This is a genomic window from Desulfosporomusa polytropa (genome assembly GCF_055380075.1).
Window position 1 is genome coordinate 255,276 of the sequence record NZ_AP042400.1, and the last position, 14,493, is coordinate 269,768.

The window sequence follows — 14,493 nt, forward strand, 5'->3', positions numbered from 1 at the left end:
CTAATGGAAAATTGTGTATTACTTAATTATAGCAGTAGCCTGTTAGGGGCGCAATCCAGCATTGACAAAAATGCCCATCAAAGAGTACAATAAATAAGTAAATTCTTCTACCAGCATGCTGATAGCGTGCTTTTTTATTTACCATCAAATTGGGATAAGGATAAAAAATATGATTACTGTAAGAGAAAAAGTAAGATTTGTGGAAACAGATATGATGGGGGTGGTACATCACTCCAATTATTTTCGCTGGTTTGAGATGGCTAGAGTTGAATATTTGCGGCACTTTGGCGTTTTACTTACTGATATGATGGCTGAGGACATTGTTTTTCCAATTACAGATGTTGACTGCAAGTACCGGGCATCAGCCAAATTTGATGACTATATTCTTATTGAAGCTGTTTTGGCGAAAGTATCCAAAGTAAAAATGCTTTTCACTTATCGAGTGCTTAGAGAAGCAGATGGGTTACTGTTGGCCACCGGGAGTACGCAAAATGCGTTTACTAACAAACAAGGGAAAATAATTCGTTTGCCAGATAAGTATTTTGAAAAGCTGCATAAACCTTCTCCCAATTGAGACTTTTGGTGCCTACGATTGCTAGCAGCTTCGGCTGCTGCATATTATATTGGCGCTAAGAGAAACTAATTTGATAGGAGGCATCTTGCAAGCTTATAGTAAATAAGGTTACTAACAGGGTTTCTTGCCGATACCCGGATACGGAGGATATAGAGTGGAATTATTAATTGTTTTACTGATTATTGTGGTGGCTGCAGTTGTTGGCGTGGGGTTGTTTATTGTTAAGCAGGGTAACTCCAATTTTAAGTTTATTGTTGACCAGAGGACTGATTTTACGCTTACGGGAATAACTAAGGCGGAAGCAGCCTTTTCCGCCACTGTTCCGTTTATCAACAATGGAACACAAGATGGCACATTGATGGATGTTTTTCCGCGTCACTTTTTGCCTAGTGAGCAGTTTGATGCTGTGGATACCGATTCACGGTTGACACTGGATTGTGCCAACAGGAATGATGGTTATTGGGAGGCCTATATTGTTCCCAGGACTACTGGCGGATCGATTATTTTAACAGTGAAGTTTACTGCCAAGTCAGGTGATATTAAAGCTGCGCTCAAAGATATGGTCGATATGCCAATTGATATTATATATCAGGTAGTCGATCGTGGACCCTGGTATCTTGCTAAGGAGCGGTTGGTTATGACTACTGACGAAATACATAAGGCTCTTGCTGCTAATGAAGAGGTTGCAGCAAGATAGGAGGATACAGATATGACAGAGCAGGCGTTAGAATTAAAACCAGTACCTACTCGGATACTTACCAATAAAGATAATATTGTTGATGTGATTGAAAAATACGCTAAAGAGGATATCGGTCCGAATGACGTGGTATCGGTAGCCGAAAGTGTTGTAGCTATTACCCAGGGACGATTTGTCCGTCCAGAGGACTTGCATCCGTCACTGCTGGCACGGCTGCTTTGCCGGTTTATCGCGAAAGAGGGCAGCTTGGCAAGTGCCTACGGTATGCAAACTGCCATGAATGCGGAGGGTAGTTGGCGGATAACATGGGCTTTGTTTGTTGGCATGTTAGGCAAACTGGTAGGGCGAAACGGTCTGTTCTATGAGCTAGCCGGTGGCCAGACATCCTTGATTGATGATGTTACTGGTACGATGCCTCCCTTTGATAAGTGTTTGGTATATGGACCGGCTGATCCGAACGGAGTGGCGGAAGCCATAAAACAGCGGTTAGGCTGTTATGGGGCGGTTGTTGCTGATGTTAATGACCTTAAGCGAGCAGCAGTACTAGGCGCAACCCAAGGGCTAGTCCCGAAAGAGATAGCGCAAATCCTTATCAATAATCCTTTTGGCAATGCTAGTCAGAAAACGCCGATTGTTATTATTAAGAACTACGGATTAGCTGTACAAAAAGCGACCGCACAAACTTGAATTTTTTCCCTAACAGAAAGTACAACTTTCTTAAGAACAGGATAAGGGCAACATCGACTTGCGCTGTCGCCAAAGGCTCGGCGCAAGCCGTGTTTACTTTATGAAAAAACAGAGGGTAGGAGTTACTATCCTCTGTTTTAAATATCTAGGAGGGGGATTTCTATGGCCCGCATCGGCATAACGACTACTGTGCCGGTTGAGATTATTTTGGCAGCAGGGCATATTCCTGTTGACCTTAACAATATATTTATTACCAGCCCGGCAGCCAGTGGCATGGTGGAAACAGCCGAAGAGGCAGGCTATCCCCGGAATATTTGCGGCTGGATAAAGGGATTATACGCCGTAGTGGTAAATAAAGAATTTAATGCCAGCTTTGGTGGGATTGACAAGGTCATTGCCGTAACCCAAGGCGATTGCAGTAATACCCATGCGCTTATGGAGACTTACCAATTGGCAGGCATTGAAACCATTCCGTTTGCCTATCCGTTTGATCGCGATTATGACCTCTTAAAGCTGCAAATGGAAAAACTGATGGCTACGCTTGGGACAAACTGGGAGGCAGTTTATGGCGTTAAACGCCAGTTGGACAAACTGCGTCTTAAAGTGGCTGAGATTGACAGACGTACTTGGCAGGAAAATACCATAAGTGGTTTTCATAACCATTTGTATCAGGTTAGCTGCAGTGATTTTAATAGTAATACAGAGACTTTTGCCAGTGATGTCGATGCTTTTTTGCAACAAGCAGACACTGCTGCCGAGTATAATGACGACTTGCGATTGGGCTTTATTGGTGTGCCGCCTATTTTTACTGATCTATACCCCTATTTAGAAACCATGGGTGCAAGAGTAGTATATAACGAGGTGCAGCGGCAGTTTGCTATGCCGTTTGCCACCGATGACATTGTGGAGCAATACCAGCTGTACACGTATCCTTATGGTGTGTTTGGCCGGATTAAGGATATTGAGGTTGAAACAGAGCGGCGTAATCTGGACGGTCTGGTTCACTATGTACAGAGTTTTTGTTTCCGCCAAATTGAGGACATGATTCTAAGGGAAAAGCTGGACATACCAATTTTGACAATTGAAGGTGATAAGCCTGGGAAAATAGATGCCAGAACCAAGCTGCGGATGGAAAGTTTTTTGGAAATGCTGCGGTAAATAAACGTTCTCAAGGGACACTATTTTGACAGACAGATAAGGAGGCAGACGATGCGCTGTGGCATAGATTTGGGCAGTCGTAGTGTTAAACTGGTTATGCTTGATGACACAAAACAGCTAAAGTCAGCGAATATCTACGAGACAGCCAAATTTTATCGGGATTATGGACAGCGGACTGGTTCCGGACTGGTAGTAGATTTTGCAGCTCTCGGCTATCCTGAAGTGACTCACCTTACGGCTACTGGCTATGGACGCAATACAATCGATATTGTCGGTGCAACCATAATTCCGGAGCTAAAGGCCCATATGTTGGGCGCGATAGAGCAGACAGGGTTGACTGATTTTACCCTGCTGGATTTAGGCGGTCAGGATAGTAAGGTAATCAAAGTCCGTAAAGGGCGAATGGTAGACTTTCAGACTAATGACAAATGCGCCGCCAGTACCGGTCGGTATCTGGAGAATATGGCTGGGGTGCTTGATATTACGTTGGAAGAACTAGCAGACTATAGCGCTAACCCGGTGGAACTTAGTGCTACCTGTGCTATTTTTGGTGAATCAGAGCTGATCGGGCGGATTGTCGAGGGCTATAGTACTGCTGAATTGGCCGCCGGGGTCAACTATACCATCTATAAACGGATAAAACCGATGCTTGTGGCACTCAAGAGCGACAAACTTGTTTTTACAGGCGGCGTTGCCCTTGGTGGAGCTATCAGGGAATTTATTACCCGGGAAATGGACATAGAGGTTATTGTACCTGAACATCCCCAACTTAATGGCGCCATCGGCTGCGCCGTATATACTGGCAAATAGCTGGTCCAAAATGGTTTGGAGGCGAAGAATATGTTGCTGGGAATTGATGTGGGCGGGACATTTACTGATGCTGTAGTTATTCAGGATGGCAAGGTATTGGCTTCGGCTAAAACGCCGACAATGCATGGTGAGTTGTTACATAGTATTATAGCAGTTATTGACAAGGTACTTGGCAATATCAATAGAGCTGCCATTCGGCGAGTGGCTTTGTCAACAACCATTGTGACCAATGCGCTGATAGAAGAAAAAATTGACCAGGTAGCATTATTGCTGCTGCCTGGTCCAGGACTTAACCTTACAGGAATGACACCAGGTCAGCCGCATTTTTTGTCAGGCTGTGTTGACCACCGGGGCCGGGAACAGGCCGCGCCAGTTAAAAAGGAAGTAATTGCCTTCTGCCGCGAACTTAGCGGCACGCAAGTTGCGGCTGTTGTGGGCAAGTTTGCGGTACGAAATCCGGCGCAGGAACAGCAAGTCGCTGGCTGGGTTCAGGAATACCTAAAGCCTGCCCATATAACCTCAGGTGCTGAGCTGTCTGGTTCGCTAAACTACTTTCGGCGGATCAATTCGGCCTACTATAACGCTGCTGTATGGCGTATCTTTACTAATTTTGCGGCAGCTATCGAAACAGCCATTGGGGAACGGGGGATTGCGGCTCCTGTATATATTTTAAAAGCCGATGGTGGCACCTTACCACTGGCGGCAGCCAAAGCCAGACCAGTAGAAACCATCTTTACCGGACCAGCCGCCAGCGTCCTAGGTATTATGGCACTGGCTAATCCGGAAGAACCAGCGGTTTCATTAGATATTGGCGGTACAAGTACTGATATTGCGTTATGGCAAAACGGCGTTCCTCTGTTGGCTCCAGGCGGCGCTAGTGTCAATGGCTATCCTACGGCAGTACGTTCGTTCTGGCTGTGCTCAGTGGGGATTGGCGGCGATAGTTATGTCCGGCGTCAAGACGCGCACTTGCTGGTTGGGCCGATGCGCCGCGGCCCTGCTAGGGCTAGCGGTGGAACAGAGCCTACGGTAACTGATGCGCTGCGGGTTGCTGGACTGATTGACTATGGCGATGAGACCTTGGCCAGGCAGGCCATGGTTAGCATAGCTGATCCTAACCAAACCCCGGAAGATGCGGCTTGGGAGACACTACGGGTGGCAACCAATACGATATGTCAGGCAATACGCACTATGCTGAGTGAACAGGCTGCAAGACCTGTATACAGAGTCGAAGATATTGTCCATGGTGAGGCATTTACCCCTGAACTGCTTATTGGTGTCGGCGGTGCGGCAATGGGATTGGCACCACTTGTTGCAGAACAGCTTAGTCTCCCCTGGCAAGTACCGTCAGGTCATATGGTAGCTAATGCTATCGGCGCGGCCTCTGCCCGACCGACAACTGAGATTACTCTTAGAGCAGATAGTGCAGAAGGCTATTATACAGTGCCAGAGCTTGGCATACAGCGAACAGTGGACAAACGCCGCTTTAGTCTGGCAGATGCCTGGACAGCGGCAGAAACCCATCTTGCGCAGCGCGCGGCTGCTGGCGGCATAGACGAAGCCATACCTGTCAGTGAACGAGTGTATGAAGAAGAATTTAATGTTATTCGTGGCTTTAACACAATTGGTAAAATCATGACTTGCAAACTGCAGATAAAACCAGGTGTGCTCATGCCGGTGCAGGCGGGGAGGCAGGACAATGAACAGTAAAGCATTAGGTTTGGTTTTCTTTCCAGCCTTTGATTGGGCGATTACCCCGTCACACCCGGAACGGGAAGAACGCCTGCTCTATACACGAGACCAGATTGTTGAAGAAGGTTTATTGGATTTACCCAATATCAGGGAATATCGTCCCCAGTTGGCTAAAATTCAGGATGTGCAGCGTGTCCATATCGGTGTACCAAATATTGCTTCACTTATTACCGACGCCCATCTTGTGTCTGCAGGCGGAGCCATAACCGCGGCTGAAGCCGTGATGCGCCGGGAGGTATCCAATGCGTTTGCCCTTGTGCGTCCTCCCGGACATCACGCCATGCGGGTAGTTCATGGAACGAGGGGTTTTTGCACCATTAATATGGAAGCCATCATGGTGGAATATTTACGCTGTCATTACGGACTCAACCGGATTGCCATTGTTGATACCGATGTTCACCACGGCGATGGGACACAGGATATTTTTTATCATGATCCGGATACCTTATTTATCTCCTTTCATCAGGATGGCCGGACACTCTACCCCGGCACAGGAGCCATAACAGAACTTGGTAGTCCGAGCGCCTTGTGCTCAACAATCAATATTCCGTTGCCTCCTGGCACCACTGATGACGGCCTGCATTATGTACTGGATAAGCTTGTTTTGCCTGTGCTGGACGATTTTCAGCCAGACATTATTATTAACTCAGCCGGGCAGGATAATCATTATAGTGATCCGTTAGCCAATATGGCTATTACGGCACAGGGCTATGCGCGATTAGCCGAAAAACTAAACGCCGATATCGCCGTGCTTGAGGGCGGTTACTCGATTGAGGATGCGCTGCCTTATGTTAATACTGGTATTATTTTGGCCATGGCTGGTCTAGATTATAGCCGGGTGGTGGAACCTGACATTGCCCGTTGTCCGCGACAATCTGAGACTAACACCCGGTATATTGCCCAATTAGTAACTCAGTGGCAAGATATCTGGAGTCAGCGGGACCAACTCAGACGGGCAGCGGTAGCTAAGGCCGGGGATTTTTGGCAACGGTCTCGCAGCATTTACTACGATGACAGCGGCATTCAAGAGCGGCAGCGTGAGACAGTAAGAATTTGTCCCCACTGCCAGGGATATCATACAATTGCGACAGAGGCGGAGGGTCGTTCGTTTGGCGTAAAAACAGCATTTGCCGCCGTTATTCCCAGAAATAGTTGCAGCACTTGTCGGAGTCAGGCCCGCGATGCTATACATACAGCAAAAAAAGAAGGTCGCTATGACCACTATCTCCTGCAGGACAAAGAACAAGATACATTCGAACAATTCTAAATTAGCTATAATTAAGGAGGTCATTATGACCAGAGCAGACGGACGTGCAACTGATGAATTGCGAAAAGTAAAAATCACTCGTAATTATTTAAAATATGCCGAGGGTTCGGTGCTTGTTGAATTTGGTGACACCAAAGTTATCTGTGCAGCCACCATTGAGGAAAAAGTGCCCCCATTTTTGAAAGGTTCAGGAGAAGGCTGGGTAAGTGCCGAGTATTCCTTACTGCCGCGTTCCACCAAGAGCCGCAATGTAAGAGAAGCTGCCAGAGGTAAGCAGACAGGCCGCACCCATGAAATTCAGCGCTTGATCGGTCGTTCCCTGCGGAGTGTCATTGATCTTAAGGCGTTAGGAGAAAAGACCATCTGGTTGGATTGTGATGTTATCCAAGCCGATGGCGGCACTCGGACTGCAGCCATTACCGGCTCATTTGTAGCACTTGTTGATGCAATTAACAGCATTTGGGGTGACAGCCCCAAGCCGTTTCCGGTTAAAGACTTTTTAGCAGCCGTTAGTGTTGGCATCTTACCTGCGGGGGTTTATCTCGACCTATGCTATACCGAGGATTCTACAGCCATTGTTGATATGAACCTGGTTATGACCGGGAGTGGTCAGTTTGTTGAAGTACAGGGAACCGGAGAAAAAGGAACCTTTTCTCAGGCCCAGCTAAACGAGATGCTGGCAGTTGCCAGTCAAGGTATTGAGGTATTACTTGATATTCAAAAAGAAACACTGGGGCCGGTGTCATGGAAAGTAGGCCGGGAGGGATAGCGTTGGAGAAAGCGATAACAGAGATTATTGTGGCCACCCAAAATGCTGGTAAAGTTGCTGAGTTTAAGGCCGCACTAAACGGACTGCCTTATAAGGTGTCATCATTAGCCGATTTAGGAAAGTTTCCAGAAGCACCCGAACAGGGGGAAACCTTTGCAGAAAATGCTTGTTCCAAAGCGCAGTTTTATGCGCGCTTAACAGGCAAGCTGTGTTTGGCTGATGATTCCGGCTTGGAAGTGGACTATCTAAAGGGAGAACCAGGGGTTTACTCTGCCAGATATGCTGGCGAATACGCCAGTGATCAGGACAATAACGAAAAACTGCTGGAACATTTGATTGGTGTACCACCAGAAAAACGTACAGCCCGGTTCCGTTGCGTATTAGTACTCGCGGATGCCGAAAGGCTGTGGTATACGGCTGATGGTACAGTAGAAGGCGTTATCCTAACTGAACCGCGCGGAAATAGTGGTTTTGGCTATGATCCGCTGCTCCTTGTCCCCGAAATGGACCGCACCTTCGCCGAAATGTCGTCAGCAGAAAAAAATCAAATTAGTCACCGTGGGCGGGCATTGAAAAAATTAGTAATGCAACTGGCGGACTTGGGAAAATGAGAATCGGTGTTGTCAGTGATACTCATGGCGACATAGTTATACTGAAAAAAGTGATTGCTGCCGCTGGGCCGGTTGACCAGTGGCTTCATGCGGGTGACTACTATCAAGACGGCTGGCGGTTAGCAGAACTAACTGGTTTGCCAGTAACCGTTGTTGCCGGTAACTGTGACCGGACAACTGCTGTACTTGCTGATGAATATATCGAGGTTGCTGGTAAAACTATCTGGATAACTCATGGTCATCGCTATGATGTAAAGTATGGAATGGCGCAATTAACCTTTTGGGGAAAAGAGTATGATGCCAGTGTAGTCGTTTTCGGTCACACCCATATTCCGTATAACAAGTGGCATGAGGGTATTTTACTGCTTAATCCCGGCAGCCCTAGATTACCCCGGGGCGGGTCAGAGTCGAGTTTTGCCATTTTGGAAATAAACGAAAACGCCACAATAGAAGCAACTATAATTAAGCTGTAACCTCGCTGTCCCAGCGAGGGTTTCTTTTTTCACTTACGTGAGCTGTAGCGCATATATTATTACATCAGAGTAAATGGAGGTGAAAAATGTGGATATCCCGAACCGCGCTACTATTCCTGTAATAGGGGCAGGTGTTGGTATTCGTGCTTTGTCAACAATTGTTGATGGGATTATCTTAGGGGTTATCGGCGGCGTACTAGCGGCAGTGCTTGGGAGTGATTTTAGCAACGGTAATATCAGCAGCTCATACTATCTATGGTCGCTCGTTATTGGATTTTGCTACTACACTTATTTTGAAGGCAAGACAGGGGCTACGCCCGGTAAAATGGTGTGTGGACTACGAGTCGTAAAACTGGATGGCTCAGCCTGTGACATTTCGGCAGCAGCTATGCGCACTGCTTGTCGGATTTTGGATGGCTTGTTTGCTTATTTAGTGGCTGCAATATTCGTATGGTCAACAGAGCGCAATCAGCGAATAGGCGATAAGATGGCTGGGACTGTGGTGGTTAGGGTCAAGTAAAAAGTATTGATAAAGACAGCGGCTTGCACCTTCGATAAAAGCTCTGTGCAAGCCGTGTCTTCTTCCTATTTCTTGGCAGGATTTCCTCGCAAAATCCAAAAAAAATATTGACGTGTTTAATGATAATAGATACAATATATAGTATTGAAATATGTATATTAGCACTAAATATTGTGTTATACCAGGGGGTTATTGTATGAGCTTATCAGATAATGCTGTTAAGGTTCTTGAAAAACGGTATTTGTCTAAAGATGAAAATGGTCAGCTGTTAGAAGATGTTAACGGGATGTTCCGCAGAGTTGCTAAAGCTGTCGCCAGTGCAGATGCTTCGTATGTTTCAGCATCAGAGTTGCAGGCTCTTGAGGATGAATTCTATGAAATGATGTCTGGTCTTGAATTCCTGCCCAATTCACCAACACTCATGAATGCCGGCAGGCCTTTGGGGCAACTAAGCGCTTGTTTTGTTCTGCCGATAGAAGACACAATGGAAGATATATTTGAAACAATAAAAAATGCCGCCATGATTCATAAAAGCGGCGGCGGAACAGGTTTTAGTTTTTCAAGATTACGACCTAAAGGTGCTGCTGTGAATTCCACAGGTGGAGTTGCGAGTGGTCCGATTAGCTTTATGAAAGTTTTTAATGCTGCGACAGAAGCAGTAAAGCAGGGTGGAACGAGAAGAGGCGCCAATATGGGGATTCTTAGAGTCGATCATCCTGATATCATGGATTTCATTACTTGTAAAAAAGACAACGCGGATATTACGAATTTTAATATTAGCGTTGGAATTACCGAAGAATTTATGAAAGCAGTAGAAGAGAATAAAGAATATGAAATAATAGATCCTCATCATAAGACTGCAGTCGGACAATTAAACGCAAGAGAAGTATTTGATGTAATTGTGGACATGGCCTGGAGTAATGGTGAGCCGGGAATTATATTTTTAGACAGAATTAATCAGGGAAATGTAACACCTGAACTGGGAGAATTTGAAAGCACTAACCCTTGTGGTGAGCAGCCGCTGCTTCCTTATGAAGCCTGCAATCTTGGCTCGATAAATTTGAGCTTGATGATAAAGGGTGCAGAGAATGAACCAGCGGTCGACTTTGAACGAATGGGCACTGTTGTAAAAAAAGCGATTCATTTTTTGGACAATGTCATTGATGTGAATAAATATCCCCTACCCGAAATTGATCAGATGACCAAAAGCACCAGAAAGATTGGACTAGGTGTTATGGGTTGGGCAGACCTGCTTTGTCAATTACATATCCCCTATAATTCGCAGCAGGCCCTGGAATTAGCGGAACAGGTAATGGGTTTCATTCGGGAGCAAGCAAGAAAAACGTCAATAGAATTAGCCGAACTAAAAGGCGTGTTTCCGCAGTTTGAAAAAAGCAGCTATCAACAGCAGGGAATCAGGCTGCGTAATGCAACTACAACTACAATAGCACCAACAGGAACGTTAAGTATCCTTGCCGGTGTTTCCAGCGGTATTGAACCCTTGTTTGCGTTGTCTTACATAAGAAATGTTATGGATAATGACGAGTTAATCGAGACAAATCCATTTTTTAAACAAGTTGCCATAGATGCTCAATTCTATAGTGATAAATTAATGAAGACAATTGCCCAAAAAGGAACAATAAAAGGGTTGTCCGAAATACCGGAATCATTACAAGATGTTTTTGTTACCGCCCATGATATTTCACCAGAATGGCATGTAAAAATGCAAGCGGCCTTTCAAAAATATACCGACAATGCCGTTTCAAAGACAGTAAATCTCAGCAGTAAAGCAACGCGCGAAGACGTTGTCGATGTATTTAACTTAGCCTATGAGACTGGCTGCAAAGGGGTAACAATCTACCGGGACGGCAGCCGGGATTCGCAGGTGCTTAATATCGGTAAAGTAAACGTCAAAGAAACAACCGAACTGGAAGGCAACCTTGTGGAAACAAAACAAGGCTTTTTTGCCCCACGATCCAGACCTGACACAACTACCGGCTTTACGGAAAAAGTCAAAATAGGTTGTGGTTCCATATTCATTACGGTAAATTATGATCAGCACGGGATATGCGAGGTTTTCACCAACACCGGCCGGGCAGGAGGCTGTCCGTCGCAATCTGAGGCAACAGCAAGGCTGGTCTCGATCGCGTTACGCTCTGGCATGGACGTAAATTCTATCATCGATCAACTAAAAGGGATACGGTGCCATTCCACAATCAGACAAAATGATTTGAAGGTACTATCCTGTCCTGATGCTATTGGCAAGGTTATCGAAAAGGTAATGAAGTACCAAAATGGCGAAAAAGTTGAAGTTGATAAGAGTATTACCGTATCCAGCAATGCCTGTCCCGAATGCGGTAAGGTGCTTGAATATGAAGGTGGCTGCGTAATTTGTAGGAATTGCGGGTTTAGTAAGTGCGGGTAAGAAGGGCAAATCACGCATAGCGAGTCTTGGAGGGCTGTGGAAAAAAGTATTCCGCAGCCCTTTTTTCGGTATTGAACTAAAATTTTGGAAGCATAGTTTTAAGATAGGGTTGAAAAAAGAGGGATAGGGGGACAGGTGCGTTGTCCCGTAACTTACCACGGAAGCATGTGAGACGATGAACCTTTCCCCTTAATCCTGCAAATTATACAAGTTTGCAGGATTTTGTATTTTTATGGTAAATAAGTATAGTATATGGAAATGGGTGAAGGATACAAAAGAAGAACGAAATCGCTCACGCGATGGCCTTGGTAGTCATCCACAATAAAAAATTCATAAAAAAAGTGAAAAGTACGCCCTTTTATGGTATTGTTTAATCGCCAAACCAAACAAACCAGAAAGGAAAGCGTACTTTTCACTTTATGATTATACCATGTCCTAAGATTGAAATACATACGTTTTTTAACACAACAAGAGCTCCTCCTGATGCCATGAATTGGCTTCACAAAACCAAAAAAATCAGGAGGTAGTATGTCTATGCAACAATATAAACAGGAGATTGAACTATACTTTGAACTTAAAGGGACTCCGGAGTCTTCGCGGGAATCCTATTTGCGAAGACTCTTTGCATTCGTCAATTACATGCAAAATCAGCATAAATGCATGGAAGACATTACAGATAGCGATATCCAACAATATATCCTCTATCTAAAAAAAGAAAAGGGTCTATCAGCGGGAACCATTAATTGTTATATTTCCGCTGTCAAATTCTTTCATACCTGTATCATAGGTAAAGAGTGGAACCCCCAAAAAATCCCCCGGATGAAAAGAATACGCAAGTTTCCAGTCATCCCACCTAAGCAAGATGTACTGGCAATATTAAATAAAGCTTCGAATCTAAAGCATAAAGCTATTGTAGCATTATTATACGGTAGTGGCCTTAGGGTCAGCGAAGTAGCTAAACTGAAGATTTGTGATATTTGTAGTAAAAGTATGCGAGTACGGGTAGAAAACGCCAAACATAATACAAATCGATACACCATCTTATCAGAACTAGCCCTTGATGTATTGCGAAAGTATTTCCGGGCCTATTTTTCAAGCTACCAAATGGACGATTGGTTGTTTCCAGGACAAAATAAAGGCGAACACATTAACGTCAAGTCCATCAAAAATACCATGATTAAACTGCGCAACCAGTTGCAAATAAAACAAAATATTTCTGCCCATACGCTTCGGCACTGTTTTGCTACACATGCCTTAGAGGATGGAGTCGACCCCGTGTTTATCCAGCAAATGCTGGGGCATAAAAATCTTCAGACTACAATGACATACTTGCACATGACATCGAAAAGTCTTATGGGTATTAAGAGCCCTCTTGATACGGGAAATAACGACCCCAAATGACTACGGTACAGGATGTGTTCCGTACATTTTATCCTCAATATAAACAAAGCTACGCTCCATCCCTACAACAAGCAAAAGCCGCTAGTGACATCATGCGCTGCCGGACAGCCGCTTTAGGTGGTAATACGTTTGAATGCGAAGAATGCGGCCATACGGTTGTTCGTTACAATTCATGCCGAAATCGGCACTGCCCTTTGTGTCAGGGTATTAATAAGGCAGTTTGGGTAGACGCAAGAAGCAAAGATATCCTCAATGCCCCTTACTTTCATGTTGTGTTTACTGTACCATCACAGCTTCAGCCATTGATTTATCAAAACCAGGAATTGCTTTATGGCTTGCTGTATAAAGCGGTAGCCCAAACTCTGGCAGAGCTTTCCCAAGATACCAAATATCTTGGTGCACAGATCGGCTTTTTTTCCTTGCTGCATACCTGGGGACAAGATTTGCACTATCATCCGCACATCCACACGGTGGTATTGGCAGGCGGACTAACCAAAAACAATCAATGGCAAAACAGCAGCAAGAAGTTCTTCCTTCCGATAAAGGTGTTAGCTAAAAAGTTTCGGGGTAAATTTCTCCACCACATCAAGCAATACTACCGCCAAAACTTGCTTATGTTTTATGGAGATGCCCAGAAATATCAACAGCCAAAACGTTTCCGTGATTTACTCAAGCAATGTTACGCCAAAAACTGGTACACCTACACTAAAAAGACTTTTTCCGGTCCACTCGCTGTTGTCCAGTATTTGGGAAGGTACACGCACCGGATAGCTATATCCAATACCCGCATTGTCGCCATGGATGAGCATACGGTGACAATTAGCGTAAGAGACTCTAATGACAACAACCAGATGAAAACACTAACGCTCAGTGGCGTTGAATTCATCCGGCGATTTTTGCTGCATATACTTCCTAAAGGTTTTGTCAAAATCAGGCATTATGGACTCCTTGCCAACCGAAACAAAAAAACCAAGCTGGAACTAAGCAGAAAACTAACCTTAAGTCCAACCTACAAACCAAAATTTGAAAGTCTTACAACTGTTGAGATTCTATGCATTCTTGTAGGCAGAGATGTAACGATGTGTCCTATATGTGGAAAGGGTAAATTACAGGCACGCGATTCGCTGTCCAAAGGAGCATCGCCTTAATGGTTGCAGAAATTGAATAGATACTGCCAAGACCCGTTTATGGGGAGGGGGAAGGTATGTCCAAATCATGACAAATCAACCCCACTTTATTACAAATCAACAAAGTACAACACAAAAAATGTACGAAAACAGAAAAAACCAACGATCAAGAATCGAGAGAAAAAGATTGAAATTCCATAGCTAGGCAACCAGCGACTTCAT

The 14,493-nt window shown here is 45.0% G+C and carries 14 protein-coding genes; all 14 read left to right on the forward strand.

What is annotated here, in order from left to right:
* Positions 1–169 precede the first annotated feature (169 nt).
* The 14 genes from ACZ449_RS02755 to ACZ449_RS02820 all read left to right on the forward strand — a co-directional run bounded on the left by ACZ449_RS02755 (position 170) and on the right by ACZ449_RS02820 (position 14,292).
* Entirely contained in the window at positions 170–574 is a 405-nt protein-coding gene (locus ACZ449_RS02755; protein ID WP_464259547.1) for an acyl-CoA thioesterase, read from the forward strand.
* A gap of 154 nt (positions 575–728) precedes the next feature.
* Positions 729–1,271: a hypothetical protein gene (locus ACZ449_RS02760; RefSeq protein WP_464259548.1), complete on the forward strand. Its 543-nt coding sequence runs from the start codon at positions 729–731 to the stop codon at positions 1,269–1,271.
* 12 nt (positions 1,272–1,283) lie between these two features.
* On the forward strand, positions 1,284–1,958 hold the full coding sequence (locus tag ACZ449_RS02765) for a coenzyme F420-0:L-glutamate ligase (protein ID WP_464259549.1): 675 nt from the start codon (positions 1,284–1,286) through the stop codon (positions 1,956–1,958).
* Positions 1,959–2,120: 162 nt separating this feature from the next.
* Positions 2,121–3,116, forward strand: a complete 996-nt coding sequence (locus tag ACZ449_RS02770; RefSeq protein WP_464259550.1) for a 2-hydroxyacyl-CoA dehydratase family protein — start codon at positions 2,121–2,123, stop codon at positions 3,114–3,116.
* 51 nt (positions 3,117–3,167) lie between these two features.
* Complete coding sequence (locus tag ACZ449_RS02775) at positions 3,168–3,926, forward strand: acyl-CoA dehydratase activase (protein WP_464259551.1); 759 nt, start codon at positions 3,168–3,170, stop codon at positions 3,924–3,926.
* 30 nt (positions 3,927–3,956) lie between these two features.
* Entirely contained in the window at positions 3,957–5,636 is a 1,680-nt protein-coding gene (locus ACZ449_RS02780; protein ID WP_464259552.1) for a hydantoinase/oxoprolinase family protein, read from the forward strand.
* A complete protein-coding gene (locus ACZ449_RS02785; RefSeq protein ID WP_464259553.1) occupies positions 5,626–6,945 on the forward strand; it encodes a histone deacetylase family protein in 1,320 nt (439 codons plus the stop codon). The genes ACZ449_RS02780 and ACZ449_RS02785 overlap by 11 nt, the downstream gene beginning before the upstream one ends.
* 25 nt (positions 6,946–6,970) lie before the next feature.
* Positions 6,971–7,714, forward strand: a complete 744-nt coding sequence (gene rph / locus ACZ449_RS02790) for a ribonuclease PH (protein ID WP_464259554.1) — start codon at positions 6,971–6,973, stop codon at positions 7,712–7,714.
* A gap of 2 nt (positions 7,715–7,716) precedes the next feature.
* On the forward strand, positions 7,717–8,325 hold the full coding sequence (locus tag ACZ449_RS02795) for an XTP/dITP diphosphatase (protein WP_464259555.1): 609 nt from the start codon (positions 7,717–7,719) through the stop codon (positions 8,323–8,325).
* Positions 8,322–8,798 carry a metallophosphoesterase gene (locus tag ACZ449_RS02800; protein WP_464259556.1) on the forward strand — a complete coding sequence of 159 codons (477 nt, stop codon included), beginning with the start codon at positions 8,322–8,324 and terminating at the stop codon, positions 8,796–8,798. Before ACZ449_RS02795 ends, ACZ449_RS02800 begins: the two co-directional genes overlap by 4 nt.
* An 88-nt stretch (positions 8,799–8,886) precedes the next feature.
* On the forward strand, positions 8,887–9,318 hold the full coding sequence (locus ACZ449_RS02805; protein ID WP_464259557.1) for an RDD family protein: 432 nt from the start codon (positions 8,887–8,889) through the stop codon (positions 9,316–9,318).
* A gap of 196 nt (positions 9,319–9,514) precedes the next feature.
* A complete protein-coding gene (locus tag ACZ449_RS02810) occupies positions 9,515–11,743 on the forward strand; it encodes a vitamin B12-dependent ribonucleotide reductase (protein ID WP_464259558.1) in 2,229 nt (742 codons plus the stop codon).
* A gap of 534 nt (positions 11,744–12,277) precedes the next feature.
* Positions 12,278–13,144: a tyrosine-type recombinase/integrase gene (locus ACZ449_RS02815; protein ID WP_464259559.1), complete on the forward strand. Its 867-nt coding sequence runs from the start codon at positions 12,278–12,280 to the stop codon at positions 13,142–13,144.
* Positions 13,141–14,292: an IS91 family transposase gene (locus tag ACZ449_RS02820; protein ID WP_464259560.1), complete on the forward strand. Its 1,152-nt coding sequence runs from the start codon at positions 13,141–13,143 to the stop codon at positions 14,290–14,292. The genes ACZ449_RS02815 and ACZ449_RS02820 overlap by 4 nt, the downstream gene beginning before the upstream one ends.
* Positions 14,293–14,493: the final 201 nt, after the last annotated feature.